Origin of the sequence: Dietzia sp. WMMA184, from assembly GCF_002441635.1 — a bacterium.
GTDB classification, from domain to species: Bacteria; Actinomycetota; Actinomycetes; order Mycobacteriales; family Mycobacteriaceae; genus Dietzia; species Dietzia kunjamensis.
Map to the genome: position 1 here is coordinate 1068222 of NZ_NXEI01000001.1, position 26003 is coordinate 1094224.

General features: G+C 71.5%; 22 protein-coding genes and 1 pseudogene. 5 read left to right on the forward strand and 18 right to left on the reverse strand.

Annotated features, from left to right (window positions below; translation table 11 throughout):
- Positions 1–62: 62 nt before the first annotated feature.
- On the reverse strand, positions 63–2093 hold the full coding sequence (dnaG, locus tag CK206_RS04930) for a DNA primase (RefSeq protein ID WP_096905741.1): 2031 nt from the start codon (positions 2091–2093) through the stop codon (positions 63–65).
- 68 nt (positions 2094–2161) lie between these two features.
- Between dnaG and CK206_RS20655 the strand changes: the two genes are divergently transcribed.
- Both CK206_RS20655 and CK206_RS04940 read left to right on the forward strand, forming a co-directional pair.
- Entirely contained in the window at positions 2162–4270 is a 2109-nt protein-coding gene (locus CK206_RS20655; protein WP_096905742.1) for a YgcG family protein, read from the forward strand.
- 4 nt (positions 4271–4274) lie between these two features.
- A complete protein-coding gene (locus CK206_RS04940; RefSeq protein ID WP_096907292.1) occupies positions 4275–5615 on the forward strand; it encodes a serine hydrolase in 1341 nt (446 codons plus the stop codon).
- 21 nt (positions 5616–5636) lie between these two features.
- Here CK206_RS04940 and CK206_RS04945 read toward each other — a convergent pair whose 3' ends face one another.
- From CK206_RS04945 to CK206_RS04955, 3 genes are all read right to left on the reverse strand, one after another.
- On the reverse strand, positions 5637–6899 hold the full coding sequence (locus CK206_RS04945; RefSeq protein ID WP_069388957.1) for a deoxyguanosinetriphosphate triphosphohydrolase: 1263 nt from the start codon (positions 6897–6899) through the stop codon (positions 5637–5639).
- A 77-nt stretch (positions 6900–6976) separates the two neighbouring features.
- The gene (locus tag CK206_RS04950) at positions 6977–7594 is read right to left on the reverse strand and encodes a YdcF family protein (RefSeq protein WP_096905743.1); all 618 of its coding nucleotides are present in this window, start codon (positions 7592–7594) and stop codon (positions 6977–6979) included.
- Between the two features lie 58 nt (positions 7595–7652).
- On the reverse strand, positions 7653–9047 hold the full coding sequence (locus tag CK206_RS04955) for a glycine--tRNA ligase (protein ID WP_067719603.1): 1395 nt from the start codon (positions 9045–9047) through the stop codon (positions 7653–7655).
- A 187-nt stretch (positions 9048–9234) separates the two neighbouring features.
- Between CK206_RS04955 and CK206_RS04960 the strand changes: the two genes are divergently transcribed.
- Both CK206_RS04960 and CK206_RS04965 read left to right on the forward strand, forming a co-directional pair.
- Entirely contained in the window at positions 9235–9603 is a 369-nt protein-coding gene (locus CK206_RS04960) for a metalloregulator ArsR/SmtB family transcription factor (RefSeq protein WP_096905744.1), read from the forward strand.
- Positions 9604–9607: 4 nt separating this feature from the next.
- Positions 9608–10042: a Fur family transcriptional regulator gene (locus CK206_RS04965; RefSeq protein ID WP_069388954.1), complete on the forward strand. Its 435-nt coding sequence runs from the start codon at positions 9608–9610 to the stop codon at positions 10040–10042.
- 15 nt (positions 10043–10057) lie between these two features.
- Here the strand turns inward: CK206_RS04965 and CK206_RS04970 are convergent, their stop codons facing one another.
- From CK206_RS04970 to CK206_RS05040, 14 genes and pseudogenes are all read right to left on the reverse strand, one after another.
- Complete coding sequence (locus CK206_RS04970; RefSeq protein WP_096905745.1) at positions 10058–10870, reverse strand: isoprenyl transferase; 813 nt, start codon at positions 10868–10870, stop codon at positions 10058–10060.
- Positions 10845–11642: a DNA repair protein RecO gene (gene recO, locus CK206_RS04975; RefSeq protein WP_096905746.1), complete on the reverse strand. Its 798-nt coding sequence runs from the start codon at positions 11640–11642 to the stop codon at positions 10845–10847. Before recO ends, CK206_RS04970 begins: the two co-directional genes overlap by 26 nt.
- Before the next feature lie 97 nt (positions 11643–11739).
- A complete protein-coding gene (gene era / locus CK206_RS04980) occupies positions 11740–12648 on the reverse strand; it encodes a GTPase Era (protein WP_069389266.1) in 909 nt (302 codons plus the stop codon).
- Positions 12645–13967, reverse strand: a complete 1323-nt coding sequence (locus CK206_RS04985) for a hemolysin family protein (RefSeq protein WP_096905747.1) — start codon at positions 13965–13967, stop codon at positions 12645–12647. Before CK206_RS04985 ends, era begins: the two co-directional genes overlap by 4 nt.
- Positions 13968–13970: 3 nt before the next feature.
- Positions 13971–14453 carry an rRNA maturation RNase YbeY gene (gene ybeY / locus CK206_RS04990; RefSeq protein WP_007626431.1) on the reverse strand — a complete coding sequence of 161 codons (483 nt, stop codon included), beginning with the start codon at positions 14451–14453 and terminating at the stop codon, positions 13971–13973.
- Positions 14450–15592 carry a PhoH family protein gene (locus tag CK206_RS04995; RefSeq protein WP_253003403.1) on the reverse strand — a complete coding sequence of 381 codons (1143 nt, stop codon included), beginning with the start codon at positions 15590–15592 and terminating at the stop codon, positions 14450–14452. The genes ybeY and CK206_RS04995 overlap by 4 nt, the downstream gene beginning before the upstream one ends.
- Positions 15589–16386, reverse strand: coding sequence for a 16S rRNA (uracil(1498)-N(3))-methyltransferase (locus CK206_RS05000; protein ID WP_096905748.1), 798 nt, complete (start codon positions 16384–16386; stop codon positions 15589–15591). Before CK206_RS05000 ends, CK206_RS04995 begins: the two co-directional genes overlap by 4 nt.
- A 7-nt stretch (positions 16387–16393) precedes the next feature.
- On the reverse strand, positions 16394–17542 hold the full coding sequence (gene dnaJ, locus CK206_RS05005) for a molecular chaperone DnaJ (RefSeq protein WP_096905749.1): 1149 nt from the start codon (positions 17540–17542) through the stop codon (positions 16394–16396).
- Positions 17543–17595: 53 nt separating this feature from the next.
- A complete protein-coding gene (gene hrcA / locus CK206_RS05010; protein WP_096905750.1) occupies positions 17596–18636 on the reverse strand; it encodes a heat-inducible transcriptional repressor HrcA in 1041 nt (346 codons plus the stop codon).
- 57 nt (positions 18637–18693) lie between these two features.
- A complete protein-coding gene (hemW, locus tag CK206_RS05015; protein ID WP_254050672.1) occupies positions 18694–19881 on the reverse strand; it encodes a radical SAM family heme chaperone HemW in 1188 nt (395 codons plus the stop codon).
- Positions 19882–20690: 809 nt separating this feature from the next.
- Positions 20691–22079, reverse strand: a pseudogene (locus CK206_RS05025) (wax ester/triacylglycerol synthase family O-acyltransferase); the annotation flags it as partial.
- A 168-nt stretch (positions 22080–22247) separates the two neighbouring features.
- Positions 22248–22457, reverse strand: coding sequence for a hypothetical protein (locus tag CK206_RS05030; protein ID WP_069389696.1), 210 nt, complete (start codon positions 22455–22457; stop codon positions 22248–22250).
- Between the two features lie 9 nt (positions 22458–22466).
- Positions 22467–24575: a M3 family metallopeptidase gene (locus CK206_RS05035; protein WP_096905752.1), complete on the reverse strand. Its 2109-nt coding sequence runs from the start codon at positions 24573–24575 to the stop codon at positions 22467–22469.
- 59 nt (positions 24576–24634) lie between these two features.
- Complete coding sequence (locus CK206_RS05040) at positions 24635–25456, reverse strand: TSUP family transporter (RefSeq protein ID WP_096907293.1); 822 nt, start codon at positions 25454–25456, stop codon at positions 24635–24637.
- 26 nt (positions 25457–25482) lie between these two features.
- On the opposite strand from CK206_RS05040, the gene CK206_RS05045 reads away from it, so the two are divergent.
- Entirely contained in the window at positions 25483–25995 is a 513-nt protein-coding gene (locus CK206_RS05045) for a CGNR zinc finger domain-containing protein (protein WP_096905753.1), read from the forward strand.
- The last annotated feature ends 8 nt before the right edge of the window (positions 25996–26003 follow it).

The window sequence follows — 26003 nt, forward strand, 5'->3', positions numbered from 1 at the left end:
GTGATGCCGGATACCGAGAACTCACCTTAGTGCGCCCCGGGCCGACGAACCAAATCGGCTGGTCAGGCGATGTCCGGAGTCGCGCCGACCGCCTGGTTCAACAGGCCGCGCCGGTACTCCTCCAGAGCCACCAGATCACCGAACAACGCGGAATAACCCTCCGGGTCCTCGGCGGGGCTCATCCGCTGCACCTTGGACTTGAGGTCCGCGATCTGACCCGAGACCCACACCTCCTGCAGACGCGCCAGGACACCGGAGATGTAGCGGGGCAACGCCTCCTCGGACACGCGCAGCGTCTCCACCGCGAGGCTCCCGACCAGTCGGCGCAGCCCGTCGTCGCCCAGCCCCTCGGAGACCTCGGAGACCCAGTTCGCGCCGCTCTTGCCGGCCGCGCACCCCCCGGCCTTCGACAGCGCCTGCGCGATCGTGGCATAGGCGGGGTGGGTGTAGCACTCCTCCGGCAGCGAGTCGAAGAGCGGACCCGCCAGGCCCGGGTACTGCAGGGCCGCCTTCACGGCCTCCCGCTGGGGCCACAGCACCGGGTCCGCCGCGGCGGGGATGGGAACGCCCGACGGCACCTCCGGTGTCTGCGGAGCTTCGCGGCCGCCGACCTCGTCGTCGTCGTATCCCCCACGGCCACGACCCGCGCCGCCCCCACGCTCGGCGGCGTCCCACCCCGGTCGGGCTCCCCCGCCCGGTCCACCGGGGGCACGCTTGCGCAACCCGGGACCCGACCCTGCCGACCGCGCGCGGCCCTTCTTGCGCGCCTCCTCGCGGACGCGACGCACCACCGTCGCCGGGTCGTCCCAACCGACCCAGCCGGCGAGCTGGCGGGCGTACTCGTCACGCAGCGTCGAATCGCGGATGTCCGCCACCACCGGCACCGTGCGACGCAGGGCCTCCACGCGCCCCTCGGCGTGGTCGAGGTCGTAGTCCTCGAGCATCGAGCGGATCGCGAACTCGAACATCGGCACCCGCGCGGACACGAGATCCCGCACCGCCGCGTCGCCCTTGTTCTGACGCAGGTCGCACGGATCCGTCCCCGGCGGGGCCACCGCCACGAACGTCCGGCCGGAGAACTGCTGATCCCCCGAGAACGCCCGGAGCGCGGCCTTCTTGCCCGCCTCGTCACCGTCGAAGGTGTAGATGATCTCGCCGCGGAAGTAGTTGTCGTCCAACATCAGGCGCCGCAGCGTGGACAGGTGGTCCTCGCCGAACGCGGTGCCACACGCGGCGACCGCGGTCGTGACGCCGGCCGCGTGCATGGCCATGACGTCGGTGTAGCCCTCGACCACCACCGCGCGGCGCTGCGAGGCGATCTCTCGCTTGGACAGGTCCAGACCGAACAGCACCTGCGACTTCTTGTAGAGCATCGTCTCGGGCGTGTTCATGTACTTGCCCAGGGTGTCGTCCTCGAACAGCTTGCGCGCGCCGAACCCGATCACCTCACCGCCGAGGTTGCGGATGGGCCACAGCAACCGGCGGTGGAAACGGTCGATGAGGGTGCCGCGCGAACTCGTCTTGGACAGCCCGGCCGCCTCCAGCTCCTTGGGCTCGAACCCCTGACGCATGAGGTGCTTGCTCATGGTGTCCCAACCGGCGGGCGCGTACCCGCAGCCGAAGTGCTGGGCCTGGGCCATGTCGAACCCGCGGTCGGTGAGGAAGGTGCGCGCCGTCTCCGCCTCCGGATCCTGCGCCAGTCGCTCGGCGTAGAACTTCTGCGCGGCCGCGTTGGCCTGCGCCAACCGGGACCGCGTGCCGCGATCGCGCTGGACGACCTGCCCGCCGCCCTCGTAGGAGATGCGGTAGCCCAGCCGGTCGGCCAGCTGCTCCACCGCCTCGACGAAGCTGATGTGCTCCATCTTCATGAGGAACGCGAAGACGTCGCCGCCCTCACCCGTGGAGAAACAGTGGAAGTAGCCGTGCTGCGGACGCACGTGGAACGAGGGGGTCTTCTCGTCCTTGAACGGGGACAGCCCCTTGAGCGAGTCCGCGCCACCTGGTTTGAGCGCGACGTACTCGCCGACGATCTCCTCGATACGGGTGCGTTCGCGGATCGCGGCGATGTCCTGCTCCGGAATCCGCCCTGCCATGACGCCCAGAGTAGCCGCCTCCGGCGAGGACCGGCGTGCCCCCTGTTCGGGGCCGATACGCTGGGGCCATGATCGCCGCCCAACTCCTGCCCGCCGCCGCCCGGCGACCCCGTTCCCGGTTCAGCCAGGCCCCGGTGACAGCGCTCGCGACGGTGGTCGCGTTCCTGGCCTGCGCGCTGGTGTGGGCCGCCCCCGGCGCCTCGGCCGAGCCCCCGTCGAACCTGCAGCAGCAGCTCACCGACTCCGCGGGGGTCCTCGGCGGTGACACCCCCGAGGTGGAGAGCCGACTGGCCGAACTGCGCTCGACCGACCAGATCCAGCTGTGGGTGACGTTCGTCGACACCCTCGACGGCATCCCGGTCGAGCAGTGGACGCAGCAGACCCGGGAACTGTCCGACCTGGGCGCGTCCGACGCGCTGCTCGTGGTGGCCGTGGACGAGGGCAGGTACTGGTTCGAGTTCGACGACCCCGAGGCCTCGCCCACTGCCGATCAGCTGACCGCGCAAGAAATCGCCGATCGCGACATCGAACCGCGCCTCGCCGCCGGCGACTGGGCCGGCGCCGTCACCGGCGCGGCCGACGGGCTCGAACGCCAGGGCTCCGGCTCGGAGATCTCGCCGTTCGCCATCCTGGCCATCATCGTGGTGATCATCGCCCTCGTCGCGGCCGTGATCCTGTTCGCCCGCAGGCGCCGCGCCACGCGGACGGCCAGGCAGGCCGAGGACGCCCGCGACATCCCCGGCGACGACACCGCCCGGATGTCCGCCCTGCCGGTGGAGGTCCTCGACGCGCGCGCCCGCTCCGGGTTGGCCGATGCCGACCAGTCGGTGGACGCCTCCACGGACGCCCTCGAGACCGCCGCGGGCGAGTTCGGCGAGCTGCGTACCCGGCCGTTCCGCTCCGCGCTCGACTCGGCACGGGCCGAGGTCGCCGCCGCGCACGCACTGGTCCAGCGGCTCGATGACGACATCCCCGAGACGCCCGACCAGCGCAAGGCCATGCTGCTGGAGGTGGCCGCCCGCGCCGAGCGAGCCGAACGCGGCCTCGAGGGACAGGCCACGGCCTTCGCCGAGATGCGCGACCTGCTCATCAACGGCGCGGCCTCCGTCGACACGCTCACCCGCCGCGCGGTCTCCCTGCGCGCCCGGCTCCCCGAGGCCGAGAAGACCATGGCGGACCTGCGCGAGCGGTTCCCGTCGGCCGTGCTCTCCTCCATCTCCGACAACCTCTCGCTGGCCGGGGAACTGCTCGACGCCGCGGAGGGCGAGACCGTACGCGCCCGCGCGGCACTGGCCCGGCCGGTGGGCGAACAGGGCGAGGCCGTGGACGCCATCACCTCCGCCGAAGGCGAGCTGTCCCGGGCCGAGAAGCTGGTCAACGGCGTCGAACACGCCGCCGACGACATCGCGACCGCGCGCCGCGACCTCGACCCGCTGATCGAGGAGGTCGAGGAGGAACTGACCATGGCCTCGCGGCTGCTGGCGTCGACCGACGTCAGCGACACCTCCAGCCAGACCCTCACGCAGGTGGCCGCCGCCGCGCGCGAGGCCGTCGACGCGGCCCGCCGCGACGGTGAGACCGATCCGCTGGGGACGTTCTCCCACCTCATCGACGTGGACCGCGACCTCGACGAGGCCCTGGCCGCCGCCGGGCACGAGGCCGAGGCCGCCAACCGCGCCCGGGCCGCCCGCCGGGCCGCGATCACCCGCGCCGCCGGAGCGGTCCGCGAGGCCGACGACTTCATCGGCAGCCGCTCGTACGTGATCGGGCAGGCCGCCCGCACCCGCCTCGCGGCCGCCAAGAGCTCGCTGGCGACCGCCGAGGGCACGGTCGGACCGGCCGCGTTCCCCGCCGCCGAGCGCGCACTCAACCTCGCCCGCGAGGCGCTCCGTCTCGCACAGAGCGACGCCTCCCGGCCCCAGTACTCCGGCGGCTACGGCGGGTACGGCGGCCGGGGCGGCCCGTACGGACGCGGCGGACGACGCGGGTCCAGCACCGGCGCGATGGTCGGCGGCATGGTCGCCGGCGCGCTCATCCAGGGGATGCTCCGCGGCGGCGGTGGCGGTTTCGGATCCGCCCGCGGCTTCGGCGGCGGCGGCCTCGGTGGCGGCTTCGGCGGTGGCTTCGGAGGCGGTGGGGGCGGCTTCGGAGGCGGCGGCGCGGGCGGGCGGTTCTGACCCCATGACACGTCGTCGGAAAGCTCTCATCGCGGTGGTCGCGGTGGTCGCGCTCCTCGTCGCGGCCGTGGTCGCGGTGGGCGTCTGGTACCGGCCGATGCTGCTCACCGGCACCGGGTACGCCACCCACAACGCCTGCGCCCTGCACTACCTCGTGGGCCGCGAGGATTACGACACCGACCTCCCGCCCAATCCGCTGGTCCCCGTCATGCGGACATCGGTCGACGAGGAGGCCGGGACCGCGACCGCCTCGGTGCTGGGGGTGGGCTTCCGGCAGACCGCCCACGTCTCCGAGCACGGCTGCGCCCTCGGTGACCGCGCGGCGGGATCGCAGGGCACCGAGCCGCCCCCGCCGCTGCGCGAGGACGGCGCCCAGGGTGTCCGCCTGGCCGAGGCGACCGACGCCCCGGACGAGGTCTCGTCGGCACTGGATGAGGCCGCGGCGCAGGAGGGGACGCGGGGCCTCGTCGTCGTCCATCGCGGCGAGATCCTCGGCGAGCGGTACGCCGACGGTTTCGGCCCCGACACCCGCCAGCTCGGCTGGTCCATGGCCAAGAGCGTCGCCGCCACCCTCGTGGGGCGCGCGCAGGTCGAGTTCCCCGACGCCGACCTCGACCCCGCCGCCACCGGCCTGCGTCCCGAATGGACCGACGAGCGGTCGCAGATCTCCCTGGACCACCTGCTGCGCATGACCTCCGGCCTTGAGTGGGACGAGGAGTACGACCTGGGCACGCCCATCACCCGGATGCTCTTCCTCGAACCCGACATGGCCGCCTTCGCCGCCTCCCAACCGGCCGCCCACGCCCCCGGCGAGTTCCGCCAGTACTCGTCCGGCACGAGCAACATCGTCTGCGACCTGCTGCACGAACGCACCGGGCTGGGGCCGGAGATGGCCGAGGAACTGCTCTTCCGCCCGCTCGGGATGCGCAGCGCAGTCCTCGAGGCCGACGCCTCGGGCGGATCGGTGTGTAGTTCGTACCTGTGGGCGAGCCCGCGCGACTGGGCGCGGTTCGGTCAGTTCGTGCTCGACGACGGCGAGGTGGACGGACAGCGGCTGCTGCCCGCGGGATGGATGGACTACGCGACGACCGGGGTCCCGGCGGGCGGCGAGCCCGAACCGTACGGCGCCCAGTGGTGGCTCAACACGGCCGGTGACGGGACCCCGCTCCGGTTCACGGGCATGCCGACCGACGCGTTCTGGGCCTCCGGGCACGACGGGCAGTACGTCGTGGTGGTCCCCTCGGCCGACCTCGTGGTGGTCCGCACCGGCTTCTCCCCCGGCTCGACACTCGACGCGGTGGGCGTGGACCGGCTTGTCGGCGCGGTCGTGCGCGCGGTCGGCTGACGGGGCCCGGGCGCGGGCGGCTCAGCCCCAGGCGGCCTGGATGCCGGCGCTCGCCCGGTCGACCCGCTCGAGCCGGCTCTCGGTGTACAGGGCGATCTGGTCGACGATCACCCGCATCCGCGCGGCGTCGTCCGGCGCCGAATCCCACAGGGGCCTCAGAACCGGGTCGAGGCCCGCGGGCGCGGACTGGGCGAGGAACTCCGCCACCCGGTGGATCCGGTCCCGCTGGCGGTCCTGCCTGAGGCGGTGGCCGGGGTCGCTCATGACGTAGCGCACCGCCATCGTCTTGAGCATCACCACCTCGGCCTCGACCTCCACCGGCACCTCGAGACCCGCGCTGTAGCGGCCGTGCGGCCTGGCCCCGTGCACCTCGCGGGTGGCGTGGATGGCGGGCATGACGAACCGCCCGACCAGCTCACTGGTCAGGGCCTTGAGCGCCACGAACCCGGTGAAGCTCTCGGAGAACGGCTGCACGGCGCGGACCACCTCGAGCGCACCGAGACGCCCGGCGGCCTGCTCCAGCTGATCGGCGTCCGGACCGCGGAACTCCTCCGCGCCCAGTTCCGCGAGCGCGGCGACCTCCGACCGGTCGGACAGCGAGCGCAGGTCCAGCCGGCCGGCGACGATCGCGTCCTCGACATCGTGGACCGAATACGCGACGTCGTCGGAGAAGTCCATGATCTGCGCCTCGAGGCACCGGGTGTCCCCGGGAGCGCCTTGCCGGATCCACGCGAGGGTGTCCGCGTCATCGGTGTAGGCGCCGAACTTCCGCGTCCCCTCCCGCGGCAGCCACGGGTACTTGGTGGCGGCGTCCAGCGCGGCGCGGGTGAGGTTCAACCCCACCCCACGTCCGGAGGCGTCGACGACCTTGGGCTCGAGCCGCGACAGGATCCGGACGGTCTGGGCGTTGCCCTCGTAACCGCCGAACCCGCGCGCGACCTCGTCCAGCGCCCGCTCGCCGTTGTGGCCGTAGGGCGGGTGCCCGATGTCGTGGCTCAGGCCCGCCAGGTCCGCCAGGTCCGGGTCGCACCCCAGCCCGGCCGCGATGCTGCGGGAGATCTGGGCGACCTCGAGCGAATGGGTGAGGCGGGTCCGCGGGGTGTCGCCGTCCCCGGGGCCGACCACCTGGGTCTTGTCGGCGAGCCGGCGCAATGCGGCCGAGTGCAGGACGCGGGCGCGGTCCCGGTCGAACGGGCTGCGTTCGCTCGCCTTCCCGCGGGCGCGGCCGGAACCCTCGTCGACCCGGCGCTCGGCGTCCGCGGCGTCGTACGCGTATCCCGTCATCCACTTCTCCTCCGGGCGTCACCGCCCCGTCATCCCTGCGGCAGGCCGCATCCGCACGCGCGACCCGCCCCGGCGGTTCAGTCCGGGAAGTCCACACTGCTCCCGGCGAGCCGGTGGTACTGGTACCAGAGCACCGCGCCCGTCTCCCGGATAATCCCCATGATCTGGTTCTCCCGGGTCCACACCGCCGGCCCGTGGCGGGTCGGCGAGGTCCACGCGTCCAGCCCCGCGTCCCGCGCCATCATGCGCGAGCGATACGAGTGCGTGGGGTCGCTGACCAGCACCACCGACTGCCCGCCCTGGTCGCGCACGGTCTGGGCCACGGCGTCCAGACTGCCCTCGGTGTTGGTCCCGGTCTCCACCGCCAGGATCACCTCCGGGGGCACGCCGAGGCGGGTCAGATAGGCCCGCCCCGACCCGGCCTCCGTGTACAGGTCACCCGGCTGGCTACCACCGACCGTGATGACCTGGGGCGCGACCCCCTCCTCGAAGAGCAGGGCCGCGTGCTCCAGCCGGGCCTGGAACACGGGGGTGGGGATGCCGTTGTACTGCGCTGCGCCCAGCACCACGATCGCGTCGGCCGGAGATCGATCGTCGACACGCGCCACGGACCACACCCGGAACGAGATGAATCCGGGTATGACCAGGCACAACAGCAGTGCGATGGCCAGGAGCCAGCCGACGGCCCTGGACACCGCACGGAGCGGGGACCGGGTTGTTCTTCTCACCCGACCAGTGTGCCAGGGGAGTCCGTCAGCACCCGATCAGGCGCTGGGCGAGGTACCCCTCGACCTGGTCGATCGCCACGCGCTCCTGCGCCATGGTGTCTCGCTCACGGATGGTCACGGCCTGGTCCTCCAGGGTGTCGAAGTCGACCGTGATGCAGAACGGGGTGCCGATCTCGTCGTGGCGGCGGTAGCGGCGACCGATGGCCTGGGCGTCGTCGAAGTCGACGTTCCAGTTCTTGCGCAGCTGGGCCGCCAGATCACGGGCCTTGGGCGACAGGTCCGCGTTGCGCGACAGCGGCAGCACCGCGGCCTTGACCGGCGCGAGCCGGCGGTCGAGCTTGAGCACCGTCCGGGTGTCCACCCCGCCCTTGGCGTTGGGCGCCTCGTCCTCCGTGTAGGCGTCCACGAGGAACGCCATGAGCGAGCGGGTCAGGCCGAAGCTCGGCTCGATGACGTAGGGGATGTATTTCTCGCCCGAGGCCTGGTCGAAGTACTGCAGGTCCTCACCGGAGTGGGTCTGGTGCTGCGTGAGGTCGTAGTCCGTGCGGTTGGCGATACCCATGAGCTCGCCCCACTCGTTGCCGGAGAACCCGAACTTGTACTCGAAGTCGATCGTGCCCGCCGAGTAGTGGGCGCGCTCGTCCTCCGGGACGTCGAAGCGACGCAGGTTCTGCGGGTCGATCCCCAGGTCCACGAACCAGTCCCAGCAGTCCTCGACCCACGTCGTGAAGTGCTCGTCCGCCTCGTCGGGCTTGACGAAGTACTCGATCTCCATCTGCTCGAACTCGCGGGTACGGAAGATGAAGTTGCCGGGGGTGATCTCGTTGCGGAACGCCTTGCCGATCTGGCCGATACCGAACGGCGGCTTGCGACGCGCGGTGGTCATGACGTTCTTGTAGTTGATGAAGATGCCCTGCGCGGTCTCCGGACGCAGGTAGTGCAGGCCGGTCTCGTTGTCCACGGGGCCGAGGAAGGTCTTCATCAGGCCCGAGAACAGCTGGGGCTCGGTCCACTGGCCCTTGTTCCCGCAGTTGGGGCAGGCGATCTCCGACATCGGGGCCTCGGACGGGTGATCCAGCTTCTTCTTGGCGGCGTACGCCTCCTGGAGATGGTCCTGACGCAGCCGGGTGTGGCAGGACCTGCACTCGACCAGGGGGTCGGTGAACGTCTCGACGTGGCCGGAGGCCTGCCACACCTGGCGGGGCAGGATGATCGACGAGTCCAGGCCCACCACGTCGTCCCGGCCGGTGACGAAGTTGCGCCACCACTGCTTCTTGATGTTGTCCTTGAGCTCCACACCCAGGGGGCCGTAGTCCCACGCCGAGCGCGTACCGCCGTAGATCTCGCCACACTGGTACACCAGTCCTCGGCGCTTGCAGAGGTTGACGACGGTGTCGATGACGGAAGCTGAGGCTGCCACGTCGGGGGTTCTCCCTTGGTGAGTCGGTTGGCGGAGGCGTCGGGTGGACCACCTCGGCGCGGGCCGGCGCCCGGGCACTTTCACCAGGGTATCCGGTCGGCCCCCCGGGTCTGGGATACTGGGGTCCCCTACCCGATACGACGCCGGCGGCGACCGAGCCCGGGAGCGAGCCCGGAAGGTGGAGACGATGCACAGCGGACCCCGATCGACCGGATCCGACCCGGTCACGGACGTCCACGACGCCGACCACCGGGCCTCCCCGCTCCCCCTGCCTCCCGAGCGGGTGGTGTCCGCGGCCGGGGAACTGCTCCGGGCCCTGTCCGCCCCGCTGCGTATCGCGATCGTGCTGCAGCTACGGGACGGTCCCCGGTGCGTGCACGAGTTGGTCGACGCACTCGGCGTCACCCAGCCGCTGGTCAGTCAGCACCTGCGCATCCTCAAGTCCTCCGGCGTGGTCTCCTCCCACCGGCAGGGTCGGGAAATGCGCTACGAATTATTGGACGAGCATCTGCTCGACATCGTCGAGGCGGCCGTCGGGCACGCCGGGGAGCAGTAGATCCATGACGACACCGGACAAGCCGATCGGCGTGCGGTCGACTCGCCAACGCAGCGCGATCTCCGCTCTGCTCGACGAGTCCAAGGGCTTCCGTTCCGCCCAGGACCTGCACGCCGAACTCCGCGAGCGCGGGGACACGATCGGGCTGACCACCGTGTACCGGACCCTGCAGTCGATGGCCGACGCGGAGGCCGTCGACGTGCTGCGGACCGACTCCGGGGAACTGATCTTCCGCAAGTGCTCCGACTCGCACCACCATCACCTGGTGTGCCGCGTCTGCGGGTTCACCGTGGAGGTCGAGGAGCCGGGGGTCGAGGTGTGGGCCCATCGCGCGGGCCGGGCACACGGGTTCACCGACGTCAGCCACACCGTCGAGCTGTTCGGCCTGTGCGCGGAGTGCGCGGCGGGCCAGGCGGGCGGGGCTGGCCTGCCTGACTGACCGGGCCTCCGCGAGTCAGGGGCTGGTGACGCCGCCGAAGCGCCGGTCACGCTCGGCGTACTCCAGGCACGCCGCCCACAGGTCGCGGCGGTCGAAGTCCGGGAACAGCGTGTCCTGGAAGACGAACTCGGCGTAGGCGGCCTGCCACAGCATGAAGTTGGACGTGCGCAGCTCCCCGGACGGGCGCAGGAAGAGGTCGACGTCCGGCATGTCCGGCTCGTCGAGGAACTGGGAGAAGTTGTCCTCCGTGAGGTCGTCGGGCGAGAGTTCGCCGGCGGCCACGCGGCGGGCGAAGTCGCGGGCGGCGTCGACGATCTCGGCGCGACCCCCGTAGTTCACGCACATGGCCAGGGTCATGACCGTGTTGTCGCGGGTGAGCTCCTCGGCCTCCTCGAGTTCCGAGATCACCGACCGCCACAGCCGGGGTCGCTGCCCCGCCCACCGGACCCGCACGCCCAGCGAGTGCATCTCGTCCCGCCGGCGGCGCAGGACGTCCCGGTTGAAGCCCATGAGGAACCGGACCTCCTCGGGACTTCGCTTCCAGTTCTCAGTGGAGAAGGCGTACGCGGACAGGTACGGGATGCCCATCTCGATGCAGCCCTGGACAACGTCCATGAGCACGGCCTCGCCGCGCTTGTGCCCCTCGGTGCGGGGCAGACCGCGCTCCTGCGCCCAGCGGCCGTTGCCGTCCATGACCAGCGCGACGTGGCGGGGCACGAACTCGGCCGGGATGGCCGGCGGGCGGGCACCCGACGCGTGCGGGGTGGGTGGCCGGACCGTGGTCGCCTGAGGGGCGGGACGCTTACGAAATCTGGGTAGTCCGGGCACGGGACTCCTCTACTGGCTCGACGGGGCCGACCGTGCCGCGGTCGACCAGGGGCAGGCTGCGCAGGTCTCGTTCGAGATGCCACTGCAGGTGTGCGGCGGCGATGCCGGAGGCCTGCCGCACGACGGCGGGCGAGGACACCCCGACGGCGTCCCACTCCCCCGCCAGCAGCGCGGACAGGTGCTCGGCGACGCCGGGTGAGAGCATCGCGCATCCCTGCGGGCGGCAGTGCACGCACACGGTCCCGCCGGACGCGACGTGGAAGGCCCGGTGCGGGCCCACCACGCCGCAGCGCACGCAGCAGTCCAGGACGGGCTCCCAGCCGGAGGCGGACATGGCGCGCAGGAGGAACGCGTCGGCGACCAGTCCGGGCTCGCGGCGGTGCTCGGCCAGTGAGCGCAGGGCGTTCACGGCGAGGCCGAGCAGCCGCGGGGTGGGCGCCCCCTCCTCGCCCGCGAGGCGCTCGGCGGTCTCCAGGACCACGCACCCGGAGGTGTACGCCGGGTAGTCCGCCACCAGCGGACGAGCCAGGGACTCACGGCTGCTGGCCTGGCGGACGGTCCCGAGCCCACTGCGACCACGGCCCGGGGCGATCTGCACCTCCACCACCGCGAACGGCTCGAGGCTCGCGCCCATCCGGGACCGCGTGCGTCGCACGGCCCGGGCAACGGCGCGGACGAGCCCGTGCCGCTCGGTCAGCAGGGTGACGATCCGGTCGGCTTCCCCGAGGTCGTAGGTGCGCACGACGAGGCCCGTGTCGGTGAAGGGATGCATCCGGGCCTCCTTCCGGGGCGATGTCCGGGCGGGCGCGCACGCGGGTGCGTGCGCGCTCAGGTGTCCAGTGTCCCACGGGCCAAGAGCCGTGGAGAGGCTAGAAGCCCAGGCGTCCCAGCATCTTGGGGTCGCGCTGCCACTCCTTGAGGACCTTGACGTGCAGGTCGAGGTAGACCTTGGTGCCGAGCAACTTCTCGATGCCGGCCCGGGCGGTGGTGCCGACCTCGCGCATCCGCGAGCCGCCCTTGCCCAGGACGATCGACTTCTGGCTCTGTCGTTCCACGTACACGGTGGCGTGGACGTCCACCATGTCGTCGCGGCCCTCGTGCGGCAGGATCTCCTCGATCGACACGGCGATCGAGTGGGGCAGCTCGTCGCGGACGCCCTCGAGGGCCGCCTCGCGGATGAGCTCGGCCATGCGGCTCTCGTCGGACTCCTCGGTGATGATGTCGTCGGGGTAGAACTGGGGCCCCTCGGGCAGCAGGGTCGCGATGACGTCGGCCACCACGTCGACCTGCTCGCCGGACGCGGCCGACACCGGGACGACCTCCGAGTCCGGTCCGAGGAACTTCGATACGGCCACGAGCTGCTCCATGACCTTCTTCTTGGAGACGGTGTCGATCTTGGTCACCAGCCCGAGCACCGGCGTGGTGGGGCACAGCTTGCGGACCTGCTCGAGGATCCAGCGGTCCCCGGGGCCGATGCGCTCCCCGGCGGGGATGCACAGGCCGATGAGGTCGACATCGGAGTAGGTGTCCTCGACCAGCGCGTTGAGCCGCTCGCCGAGCAGGGTGCGGGGGCGGTGCAGTCCGGGGGTGTCGACCAGGATGATCTGGGCGTCCGGCCGGTGCACGATCCCGCGGATCGCGTGCCGTGTGGTCTGCGGCCGCGAGGAGGTGATGGCGATCTTCTCCCCCACGAGCGCGTTGGTCAGGGTGGACTTGCCCGTGTTGGGTCGGCCCACGAAGCTGACGAACCCGCTACGGAAGTTCTCGGGAGTGCTCATCGGTTGTCCTCGCGCTGGGGGTCGTCGTCGTTGTCGTCGTTCTTCTCGGTCCGCTCGGCCACCACGGTGACCACCTTGACCCGTCCGCGCCGGTCGTGGCCGCCCTCGGCGCGCAGGTCGAGCCCGGTGGACACGACGTGCGCGCCGGGCAGCGGGACGCGCCCGAGCTCCAGGGCGAGCAGCCCGCCCAGGGTCTCGACCTCCTCGGTCACCTCGTCGGCGAACTCGACGTCGAACAGCTCGGCCACCTCGTCCAGTCCGAGCCGGGCGGACAGGCGGTAGCGCCCGTCACCGAGGTCCTCGACGGGCGGCACCTCGGTGGTGTCGTACTCGTCGACGATCTCCCCGACGATCTCCTCGAGGATGTCCTCGATGGAGACCAGCCCGGCGGTCCCGCCGTACTCGTCGACGAGGATCGCCAGGTGGTTGTGGTCCCGCTGCATCTCGGCCAGCAGGTCGTCGATCCGCTTGGCGTCGGGCACGAACACCGCGGGGCGCATCACGTCGGCCACCGGGGCGGCGCGCCCGTCCGGGTCGTCGAGCCGGGCGACGATGTCGCGCAGGTAGACGACGCCCACCACGTCGTCGGAGTTGTCCCCGTCGACCACCGGGATACGCGAGTACCCGGACTTCACGGTGAGCCGCGCGGCCTGGCCGACCGTCTTGTCGGACTCGATCCACACCATCTCGGTGCGCGGGGTCATCACCTCGCGCGCGGTGGTGTCACCGAGTTCGAACACCGACTGGATCATGCGGGACTCGTCGTCGGCCACGACCCCGCGTTCGCGGGCCATGTCGACGATCTCGAGCAGCTCGATCTCGGAGGCGAAGGGACCGTTGCGGAAGCCGCCGCCGGGGGTGACGGCGTTGCCCAGGCCGACGAGCAGGGTGGCGACGGGGCCCAGGACGAACCCGGTCACGGTCAGCGGGGTCGCGGCGCCCAGGGCGAGGGAGTAGGCGTGTTGTCGGCCGAGGGTGCGGGGTCCGACCCCGGCCACGATGTAGGCGGCGACGGTGGTCACCACGACGGCGACGGCCAGCGCCCAGCCCGTGAAGTCGATGAGATCGTTGAACACGACGGTGAACAACACCGCCGCGGCCACCAGGCTCAGCATGTGGAGCAGGACGGTGACGTTGATGTACCGCGGCCGGGTGGCGAGCATCTTCGACAGCCGCGTCGCTCCGTGACGGTTCTCCTTGGCCATCTCCTCGACGCGGGCCACCGAGACCGTGCTCAGGGCGGCGTCGAGGGCGGCGAACAGTCCGGCGACGGGAATGAGCACCGCGGCCGCGACGGCCGTGAGGATGGTGGTGTCCACGTCTCAGGCGTCCACTCTCGGGGACTCGTCTCGGTGGTCGTACCACTCGCCCAGCAGTTCGTTCTGGAGGCCGAACATCTCCCGCTCCTCGGCGGGCTCCGCGTGGTCGTACCCCAGCAGGTGCAGGCACCCGTGGACGGTGAGCAGCGCGAGCTCGTGCGCGAGGGGATGGCCGGAGCTGGCGGCCTGGTCGGCGGCGAACGCCGGGCACAGGACGATGTCGCCGAGCATGGCCGGTCCGGGTTCGGGCAGGTCGGGGCGGCCTCCGGGCGTGAGCTCGTCCATGGGGAAGCTCATGACGTCGGTGGGGCCGGGCAGGTTCATCCACGTCACGTGGAGATCGGCCATCGTGTCCTTGTCGACGAGGGTGATCGACAGCTCGGCGGCCGGGTGGACGTCCATCCGGGCGATCACGAACGCGGCCACGTCGATGAGTTCTGCCTCGTCGACCTCCACGCCCGACTCGTTGGCGACCTCGATACTCATCGGCGGCGCTGCTCCCTGTTCTTGTGGATGGTGGGTCGCTCGCCTCGTTCGAGGCGCGCTTCGTGCTTGGCGTAGGCGTCGACGATCCGCCCGACCAGCGCGTGACGGATGACGTCGCGGGAGGTGAGTTCGGAGAAGTGGATGTCGTCGACCCCGGTGAGGATGTCGCGGACGACCTTCAGTCCCGAGCGCTGCCCGCCGGGGAGGTCGATCTGCGTGATGTCCCCGGTCACGACGATCTTCGAGCCGAAGCCGAGTCGGGTGAGGAACATCTTCATCTGCTCGGGCGTGGTGTTCTGCGCCTCGTCGAGGATGATGAACGAGTCGTTGAGCGTCCGCCCGCGCATGTACGCCAGCGGCGCCACCTCGATCACCCCGGCCGCCATGAGCTTCGGGATGGCCTCGGGGTCCATCATGTCGTGCAGCGAGTCGTACAGCGGCCGCAGGTACGGGTCGATCTTCTCGTGCAGGGTGCCGGGCAGGTAGCCGAGGCGTTCACCGGCCTCGACCGCGGGCCGGGTGAGGATGATGCGGCTGACCTCCTTGGCGCGGAGCGCGGCGACGGCCTTGGCCATGGCGAGGTAGGTCTTGCCGGTGCCGGCCGGGCCCAGTCCGAACACGATCGTGTGGTCGTCGATGGCGTCGACATACCGCTTCTGGCCGAGGGTTTTGGGCCGGATCATGCCGCCGCGGCGGGACAGGACGTCGGTGCCGAGCACCTCCTCGGGCGTGAGCGGCCCCGAGTCGGCGAGGATCTCCACCGAGCGCCGCACCGAGGCGGGGGTGATCTCCACTCCCCTGCGGGCCTGCCGCAGCAGGTCGGACACGACCCGGGAGGCACGGTCCACGTGGGGCGGATCGCCCGAGATGGTCATGGTGCCACCCCGCACGTGCAGGTCCGCGTCGAGCAGGTCCTCGAGTGCGCGGAGGTTGGCGTCGGCGGTGCCGAGCACCGCCATCGCCAGGTCCGGGTCGAGCTGGACGGCCGTGCGGGCGGAGGAGTCGCCGGTGTCCCGTCGGACGCCACCGGTGTCGGTGGCCGTGGCGGGATCCCGGTCGTTCCCGGTGGGACGGTCGTTCCCGGTGGCGCTGTCGTTTCCGGTGGCGCGGTCGTTTCCTGCGGTGCTTACGTGGATCACTTCCCGTGTCGTGGTGAGGTTGGATCGAGTGTAGACCCCGCGGGCGACCATCTCGGTGTGAGAACGCCGAGTGCGGCGAGCGCCACGGTGGCGGCGGTGGAGGTGCGGAGCACCTCCGGGCCCAGGACGACGGGCCGGGCGCCTGCCGCGGTCAGCGCGTCGAGTTCGGCGTCGGAGACCCCGCCCTCGGGGCCGACGACGACGAGGACCCGTGTCGCCGGCGGGCCCGCGGTGACCGCGTCGGCGAAACCGGCGGCGCCGTCCTCGTGCAGGACGAGTGCGCAGGCGCCGGCGTCGACCTCGGAGGCGACCAGGGCGGCGAGAGCGGTCGAGTCGACGAGGTCGCCGATCTCGGGCTCCCACGCCCGCCGCGACTGCTTGGCCGCGGCGCGGGCGGCGTTGGTCCACTTGGTGCGGCCCTTGTCGACCTTGGGGCCGGTCCAGCGGCTCACGCAGCGGTCGGCCTGCCACGGCACGATCCGGTCGGCTCCGGCCTCGGTGGCCAGTTCGACCGCCAGCTCGGACCGCTCGGACTTGGGCAGGGCCTGCACGACGGTGACCTCCGGGGTGGGGCGTGGGACGTCGACCCGGGTGACGACCTCCGCCTCGACCCTGCCGGGGCTCGTCGTCATCACCACACAGTCCGCCACCACTCCCCGACCGTCACCGACCCGCACGGCCTCTCCCACCCGGACGCGGAGCGCGGATCCGGCGTGCCGGCCCTCCGGCCCGTCGAGCACCAGTGTCTCGCCGACACCGGGGACCGTCCCGGCCCGGAACAACGACGGGGTCACGGGCGCCTCAGTGCCCCGCGACGGCGTCGCGCAGGCGGGAGAACAGGCCACCGCGGCGGGCGGTGTCCTCGTTGACGACCTCGGCCGAGTCGCCGTCGAGGCGGCGCAGCTGCTCGACCAGGTCGCGGCGCTTGCGGTCCAGCTTCTCCGGGACCACGACCTCCATGTGGACCGTGAGGTCGCCGGCGCCGCCGCCGCGCACGCGGGGCATCCCACGGCCGGTCAGCGTGACGGTGTGACCGGGCTGGGTACCGGACGGGATGTCGATCGTCAGGGGCTCGCCCACGACGGTCTCGAGTTCGACCTCGCCGCCCAGCATGGCGTCGACGACGGGCACGCGGACGGTGCAGTGCAGGTCCTCGCCGTCGCGGACGAACACCGGGTGGTTGCGCTCGTTGACCTCGATGTACAGGTCGCCGGCGGGACCGCCACCGGGACCGACCTCACCCTGCCCGGACAGGCGGATGCGCATGCCGCCGCCGACGCCGGCGGGGATCTTGGCCGAGACGGTGCGGCGCTTGCGGACGCGGCCCTGGCCGGTGCACTCACCGCACGGGTCGGTGATGATCTCGCCGGTGCCCGCGCAGGTGGGGCACGGGCGGCTGGTCATGATGTTGCCGAGCAGCGACCGCTGGACGGACTGGATCTCGCCCTGGCCCTGACACATGCCACACGTGGCCGGCGGCGTGTCCGTGGCCGACCCCTTGCCGTGGCACTTCTCGCACAGCACGGCGGTGTCGACCTGGATCTCCTTGGTGACTCCGGTGGCGCACTCGTCCAGGCCCAGGGTCACGCGGATGAGGGCGTCCGAGCCGGGCTGCACGCGGCTGCGCGGACCGCGGCCGCCGCCGCCTCCCCCGCCGCCGCCGAAGAAGGCCTCGAACACGTCACCGAGGCCGCCGCTGCCGAAGCCACCACCGAAGCCGCCGCCGGGCGAGGAGTCCAGCGGGTCGCCGCCCATGTCGACGACCCGGCGCTTCTCGGGGTCGGTGAGCACCTCGTAGATCGCGGTGATCTCACTGAACTTCTCACGCGCCTCGTCCGACGGGTTGACGTCGGGGTGGAGCTCCCGGGCGAGCTTGCGGTAGGCGCGCTTGATCTCGGATTCCGAGGCGCCCCTATCGACCCCGAGGGTCCCGTAGTAGTCGCGTGACACGTGTGGCCTTTCGTCGAGAGGAAGATCTGGCTCCGGGAAGGAGCGTACGGACGTCAGCGCCCGGTGATGAGCTCGCCCACGTAGTGGGCAACAGCGGCGACCGAGGCGATTGTTCCCGGGTAGTCCATCCGTGTGGGCCCGAGCACCCCCATCCCACCGAATGTCTGGCCCTCCGCCCCGTACTGCGAGGACACCACGGAGGCGCCGCGGATCTCGGCGGCCTGGGTCTCCGCCCCGATCTGGACGGAGACACCCCCCGGCCCTCCCCGGCCCACCGAGTGGGCCGCGGTGAGCAGCCGCAGGATCACGACCTGCTCCTCGAGCGCCTCGAGAACCGAGCGCAGGGAGCCGTCGAAGTCGGCGGCGCTGCGGGTGAGGTTGGCCGTGCCGCCGAGGACGATCCGGTCGTCGGGGTGTTCGACGAGCGTGCCGACCAGGACCGTGACGCAGCGCTCGACCGCGTCGCGGATCTCGGGACGGGCCCGGTCTCCTGTGCCGGCCAGGGCCTCGGAGGCGTCGGGAAGACGTTTGTCGGCGACGGCCTCGGACAGCAGGGTCCGCAGTTCCGCGAGGAGCTCGTCGGTCAACGGCGCGGCCAGTTCCACCGTCCGCTGATCGACGCGGCCGGTGTCGGTGATGAGGACCAGCAGCAGCCTGGTGGGGCTCAGGCTCACCACCTCGAGGTGGCGCACCGTGGAGCGACCGAGGACCGGGTACTGGACGACGGCGACCTGACGGGTGAGCTGGGACAGCAGCCGTGCGGCCCGCCGGAGGACGTCGTCCAGGTCGACGGCGCCCTCGAGGAAGGCCTGGATCGCCCGGCGTTCCGCGCGCGACAGCGGGGTGATCTCCTCGATGGAGTCGACGAAGTGCCGGTAGCCCTTCTCCGTGGGGACCCGACCGGAACTGGTGTGGGGTTGGACGATGAACCCCTCGGCCTCGAGTACGGCCATGTCATTGCGGATGGTGGCGCTGGACACGCCCAGCGAGTGCCGGTCGACGAGGGCCTTGGACCCGACCGGTTCGTGGGAGGCGATGTAGTCGGAGACGATCGCCCGTAAGACGTCGGTCCTACGATCGGCCGTACTCGACATACTCGCTCCTCCCTGTGCTCGTCGTGGCGATTCTATGCCACTTCCCGGGCCGACGGTTCAGACGAGGACGTCGCGCACGACCCCGTCGGCCAACAACCGGCCCGCCTCGGTGAGCGCGTAACCGGGGCCCGCGGGATCGCCGGCCGACCGTCGCCGGAGCAGTCCGGCCGCCACCTGGGTGTCGGCGCGGATCCGCTCGTCGGCGGTGAAGGCGCCGTCGTCGAGCCCCTCGGCCAGGCGGAGCCCGGTCATGATGCGCTCGATGTGGCGGTCGGTGTCGGTGAGGAGTTCCCCGCCGTCCACGGGCAACCGGCCCGCGTCGCACTCGGCGGCGTAGCGGGCGGGATGCTTGACGTTCCACCACCGGGCCCCGGCGACGTGCGAGTGCGCGCCCGGCCCGATGCCCCACCAGTCGCCGCCGCGCCAGTAGCCCATGTTGTGGCGGCAGTATCCCGAGGAGTCGGTGGCGAAGTTGGAGACCTCGTACCAGTGGAACCCGGCACGAGCGAGACGCCCGGCCACCTGCTCGTAGCGGTCGGCGAGGACGTCGTCGATCGTGCCCGGCATCTCACCGCGGCGGATGCGGCGGGCCAGCGCGGTGCCGTCCTCCACGATCAGCGAGTAAGCGGAGACGTGGTCGACCCCGGCGTCGACGACCGCGTCGAGTGTCCGCGCCAGGTCGTCGTCCGTCTCGCCCGGGGTGCCGTAGATGACGTCGAGGTTGACGTGCTCGAACCCGGCCCGCAGGGCCTCGGCCACCGCCTCCTGCGGGCGTCCGGGGGTGTGGGTCCGGTCGAGCACGCGCAGGACGTGGGCTGCCGTCGACTGCATGCCCAGCGAGATGCGGGTGAATCCGCCCTCGCGCAGTCGGGCGAAGAACTCCGGCGAGGTGGACTCCGGGTTGCTCTCGGTGGTGACCTCCGCGCCGGGCGCCAGCCCGAACGCCGAGTCGATGCGCTCGAGCAGGCCCACGAGGACGTCCGCGCCGACCAGCGACGGGGTGCCGCCGCCGATGAAGACCGTGTCGACCTGTGGGGGCGTGCCCGTCGCGGCCAGGGCCTGCGCGGCCCGGTCGATCTCGATGGCCGCGGCCCGTTCCCAGTCGACCGGGGAGGTCGCCGAGCCGAGTTCGCCGGCGGTGTAGGTGTTGAAATCGCAGTATCCGCACCGGGTGGAGCAGAACGGCACGTGGAGGTAGATGCCGAAGGGCGCCCGCGGATCGCGGGTCGGGGGCGCGCTCGCCAGTGTGGCGGGGTCGTGGGGCGCGGCGGTCACACCTGACCGGTCTGGGTGTCCGATGAGGTCTCATCTCCAGTCGGGTCCGGGGCGGGCAGGGTCTCGATCGGCGGGGTCGGCGTCGCCGAGATCTCGTCGTCGCCAAGGACTGTAGCCGCGGGCGCGCTGTAGGTCGGTGCCTGGGCGGCATCGTCGGGGGTACCCGGTCCCGCGGGAGCCTCCGGCGCGGTTGTCCGACGATCGGGCCCGGCCGCAGTCTGCGTGAGCGCGGTCTGCGTGGTCGCGGCCGGTGTGGTCGCGGCCGGTGTGGAGGCTGCGGGCTTGGACCCGGTCGGCTTCGCCGCCCGCTTCTGACGTGAACTCGTCGTGGCCGGGGTCTTTCTTGCCGAGGTCTTTTTTGCCGGAGCCTTCGTCGCCGGTGCCTTTTTCGCGGGCGCCTTTTTCGCGGGCGCCTTCTTCGCGGGAGCCTTTTCCGCCGAGACCTTCTCCGCGGGCGCTTGCTTCGCGGCCGCCTTCTTGGCCGGGGCCTTCTTCGCGGCCGCCTTCTTGGCCGGAGCCTTCTTCGCGGGCGCCTTCTTGGCCGGCGCCGTCGTGGCACCCGCCTCTCCGGCGGCGGGCCGAGACGCCGCGTCCGCGCCGGACTCGTCCTGCGTGGCCGCCCGGGTCGAAGCGCGATCGCGTCCGATCACCGCCGTGGCCTTGGACCCCGACTTCGCGGACTCCTTGGACGCCTGGCGGGCAGCACTGCGCTGCTCCTTGCGCTCCTGCGCCAACTCGCCCGCCGATTTGCGCGCGGCGGTGGGGGTGCCGCTCTTCTCCCGCTCCTCCGCCGCGACCACGAACTCCGCCAGGGCGTCCTCGACCGCGTTCGCCAACGGCCAGGGATCCGGGACGAGGTCACGACACCCGATGAACCCGAAGTGCAGACTGCCGTCCAGCGACATCACGGTGCAGTTGAGGCCCGCGCCGTGGAAGACCGGGCCCAGGGGCAGCATCTTCTCGATCTTCGCGCCGAGGAAGTACAGCGGGAAGTTGGGGCCGGGCACGTTCGAGATGACGAGGTTGTGCACCACGGGGTGGCGCTCGGACAGCCGGAGTCGCGAATACATGCGGACCGCGGAACCGAACACCGAGGGCGCCGCGAACTGCGCCCAGTCGGTGAGCAGGTTGGCGTCCAATGCGTCGGTGTGGTCCTTGGCGACGGTGTTGGCGTCGCGGATCGCCTCGAGCCGGCCGACCGGGTCGTCGATGTCGGTGGCCAGCGACATGAACATGCCGGAGACACGATTGGTGCCGGGGCGCGATTCCGCGGCGTGCACCGACATCGGGACCATGGCGATCAGCGGCTTGCGCGGCAGCGCGTCCCGGTCGTCGAGGTACTTGCGCAGGGCGGTCGAACAGACCGCGAGTACCACGTCGTTGACCGTGGTGCCGAACGCGTTCTTGACCCGCTTGATGTCCGCCAGGTCCACGCTCGCGTAGGAGATCGACCGGTGTCCGGTGATCGTGCGGTTGAACGGGGTGCGCGGGGCGGTGAACGGCGCGGGCATCGCCAGTCCCTTGCGGGCGCGGTTGATCCACGAGGGGAGCACCCCGACCGTCCCCGGCAACAGGGAGGCGAGTCGCCACGGCGTGGCCAGGCGCGACAGAGCGCCCCCGACGGCGAGTTCCAGGGCGCCGGATCCACCGGCGGTCTCCTCGACCAGCTCCTCGTCGAGCTCCGGCTCGTCCGGGGAGAGGGTGCACAGCTGCGAGAGCATGTTGGCGCCGGTGACGCCGTCGACGGTCGAGTGGTGCATCTTGGCGAAGACCGCCACCCGGCCGTCCGGCAGTCCCTCGATGACGTACATCTGCCACAGCGGCATCGACCGGTCGATCGGCTGACTGCTCAGGTGGGCGCACAGTTCGGCGAGCTCGTGGTCCCCGCCGGGCTCCGGTATACCGACGCGGTGGAGGTGGTGGTCGATGTCGAAGTCCTCGGCCTCGACCCACACCGGATGGTCCACGTTGAGCAGCGAGTCGTGCAACTTGCGCCGGAACGGCGGCATCGCGGTGATCCGACGTCGGAGCTCGGCTCGCAGGGCCTCGAAGGAGTACCCGTCCTCCATCCCGGAGACGTCCAGGACGATCAGCCCGCACACGTGCAGGAGCTGGGACCTGGTCTCGAAGTAGAGGAAGCTGGCATCGAGCCCACTCAAGCGCTGCATGTCGAGGAGTGTACGGCCGGACGGCGCCGCGTGGCGGTGGTTGGAATTCCGCGGCGATCGCGGACTTCCTGCCGTGGAACGGGGGTCAGAGCACCTCGACGAGGACCCATGCGATCACGACGAGCGCGATCAGCAGGACCAGGGCGAGTGTCACACGCGACCGGGGCATCAACGGACCTCCTTCCGGGTCTCGACGGTCCTCGGGGCGACGAGCGCCCGGAACCGGTGGACGAGGACATCCGCGCCCTTCTCGACCGCCACCGCGACGAGGAAGAACAGCGGGAGCCCCATCACGAGCAGGAGCATCACCTGCAACGGGAACGGCAGGGTGGCGAGCCAGAGCTCGACTCTGTCCCAGAACTGCAGGAACGCCGTCACGTCCCGATCCTACGACCGCCCGGCGGTGGCGACCCCGTGGCCTCCCACCACCGAGGAGTCGAGCCCACGCCGACGCAGCAGCGCGGCGGTGCTCGGCTCCGACCCCCGCATGCGGCGGTAGGCGTCGAGGAAGTCGATGGCCCCGCCCCGGGACAGCACCTCGCGCCGCATCCGCTCGCCCGAGGACCGCGTCAGGCCCCCGCTCTCGACGAACCACTCGGTGGCGTCGGCGTCGAGCACCTCGGCCCAGAAGTAGGAGTAGTACGCGGCGGAGTACCCGCCCGCGAAGATGTGCTGGAAGTACCGGGACCGGTAACGCGGCTCGATGCCGGGGACGTCGAGACCTGCCTCGGCGAGGACGCGGGCCTCGAACTCGTCGACGTCGGTGACGGCGTCGGCCTCCTCCGGCGACAGGGAGTGCCAGGCCAGGTCGAGCAGTGCCGCCCCGAGGTACTCCACGGTCGCCTGCCCCTCACCGAAGCGCTCGGCCTCCCGCATCCGCTCGACGAGGTCCTCGACGATCGGCGCCCCCGTCTCCACGTGCCGGGCATAGTGCGCGAGCATCTCTGGTCGACGCGCCCACATCTCGTTGACCTGGGAGGGGAACTCGACGAAGTCCCGGGGCACGGAGGTGCCGGAGAACACCGGGTACTCCACGTCCGACAGCAGCCCGTGCAGGGCGTGCCCGAACTCGTGGAACATCGTGGTGACCTCGTCCATCGTGAGCAGCGTGGGCTGCCCCGCCGCGGGACGGGCCAGGTTCATGACGTTGACGACGACGGGCCGCGAATCCAAGAGCCGGGACTGGTCGCGGAACGAGCTCATCCACGCCCCGCCGCGCTTGGTCGGGCGGGCGTAGTAGTCCAACAGCAGGAGCCCCACGCCGGCGTCGGGCTCGGCCCGCTCGTCGTCGAACACCTCGATGACTCGGACGTCGGGGAGGAACCCGCGCAGGTCGTTCCGCTCGGCGAAGCGCAGCCCGTACAGCTCGGATGCCGCGTGCATCACCCCGTCACGCAGCACCCGCTCGAGCTCGAAGTAGGGACGGACGGTCGCGTCGTCGACCCGGAACCGCTCGGCCCGCAGCCGCTCGGACGCCCAGGCCCAGTCGGCCGGGTTCAGTTCACGGTCGTCGCCGCCGAGCAGGTCCTTGGCCTCGTTGCGGGCGTTGGTCACGGCCGCGTCGACCACGTCGAGCAGCAGCCCGCGAGCCGCCTCGGGCGATCCGGCGGTCTCTACCGCAAGGACGTGCTCCGCGTGGCATCCCAGCCCGAGCAGCCGCGCCCGCTCGGCGCGTAGGCGGACGATCTCCAGCACGACCGGGGTGTTGTCGTGGCCCGGTGTCGCGCCCCGACCGAGTGATGCCTCCATGACGCGGTGGCGCAGACCGGCGTCGTCGAGCAGGGCGCTGATCGGCTGCACGGTGGGAAGCCCCAGTGGGATCAGCCACCCCTCTCGCCCCGACTCGGCGGCGACCGCGGCGAGCGTGGACCGCATGGACTCCGACAGGCCCGCGAGTTCGGCCTCGTCGGAGACCGGGACGGCCAGTTCCGTGGTCGAGGCCAGCAGGTTCTCGCCGAACTCGGTGGTCAACTCGGCCAACCTGGTGTCGATGGCGGTGAGTCGGGCGCGGCCGGCGTCGTCGAGGGCGGCGCCCGCGCGCAGCAGGTCGCGGTGGTGGCGGCGCACGAGCCGCTCCGTCTCGTCGTCCACCTCCAACTCCCCCGCCTCCAGAGCGGAGAGGACCGCGTCCACCCGGCCGAACAGAACCGGGTTGGTCGTCACCGCGGAATGGTGCGCGGCCAGCAGCGGCGAGACGACCCGGTCCACGTCGAGGCGGGCCTTGGTGGCGTCCGGACCGAGCAGGCCGTAGAACACCGACAGCACCCGGTCCAGGGCCAGGCCCGAGCGCTCGAGGGCGACCACGGTGTTGTCCACGGTCGCCGACTCCGGGTTGGCGACGATCGCGGCGACCTCGGCCGCGTGGTCGTCGATCGCGGTCCGGATGGCCGGCTCCAGATCCTCCTCCCGGATGGCGGCGAAGTCCGGCAGGCCGTACGGCAACGACGACTCGTCGAGCAGCGGATGACGGGAGGCCTCGGGGGTCGGAAGGGTCATGTGCGGGAGTCTACGTCCGCCGGCGGTCGCGTCGGCGCCCGCCGCGGCGGGCCCCGGGGTCACAGCCACTGCGTGGCGGTCTCCCAGGCCAGTCTCACCGCCAGGATGCTGATGACCACGAGGAACACGGTGCGGATGAACTCGTTGCCGTGCCGCATCGCCATCCGCGCCCCGAGGAACCCGCCGGCCAGGTTGGCCAGCGCCATGCACCCGCCGATGATCCACAGCAGTTCACCGTGGAGGCCGAACACCAGGATCGAGGCGATGTTCGTGGTGAGATTGGCGAGCTTGGCCGCCACGGTGCCCTGGAGGAACCCGAACCCCAGGAACGCGACGATCGCGATGACGAAGAACGACCCCGTCCCCGGGCCGAGCACCCCGTCGTAGAACCCGATCACCCCACCGATGAGCGCCGAGCGCCACGTCCGCGACCAGCCGGTGTGCCGTTCCTCGTGGACCCGCCCCATGGTCGGCTTGAAGTAGGTGTAGGCGCCCACCGCCACGACGGCCACCAGGACGATCGGCGTGAGGAGCTCCTTGGGGATGAACCGGGCCACCGAGGACCCGGCCGCGGATCCCGCGAAAGCCGCCACCACCAGTGGGAGCACCATCGCCACCGGCACACGGATCTTCCGGAGATAGGTCAGGGTCGCGACCAGGGTGCCGGCGACCGAGGACAATTTGTTGGTGCCGAGGATCTCCGGCGTCGAGGCCTCCGCCGGCAGCGCGATGACGAGCGCCGGCAGCTGGATGAGCCCTCCCCCGCCGACCACCGAGTCCACCCACCCGGCGACGAACGCCGCCAGGACGAGCGCGGCGAGCACCCAGACGGACACACCGAGTGCGGGGGACGCGGCGACGGCCGCGAACGATGAGGGCATGGCGATCACTGTGCTGTAATCGGTTTGTGTATATCAACCCTTACGGGGCCGATCCGGTCACCCTGGCCGCCGACCTGGCCAATCGCCGCCCCCGCACCACCCGCGAACTGGTGGACCGCTGTCGCGAGGCGGGGGTGACCATCGACCGGAGCGCCTCGGACGCGGACCTGGACGAGGTCGACACCTTCCTGGACGAGTGGCTCGTCGTCGTCGACACCACTGCGCCGCACGGGCGCGCCGACGCCCTCAACGCCCTCCTGGCCGAGCACTCGGCACCGCCGCGCCTGACCGACCACGACGGCCACTGGCACGTGCACTACCGCGCCGACGACGTCTCCTTCGCGCGCCTGCTCACCGCCATGTTCGCGGTGGGCACCGCACTGCACCTGACCTCGCGGGGCATCGACCGGCTCGCGCGGTGCGCCGCCGACGACTGCGACGCCGTCTTCGCCGACACCACCCGCAACGGACGCAAGACCTACTGCTCGACGCGGTGCACCAACCGGTGCGCCGTCCGCCGACACCGCGCGCGGACCTGAGTCACGCG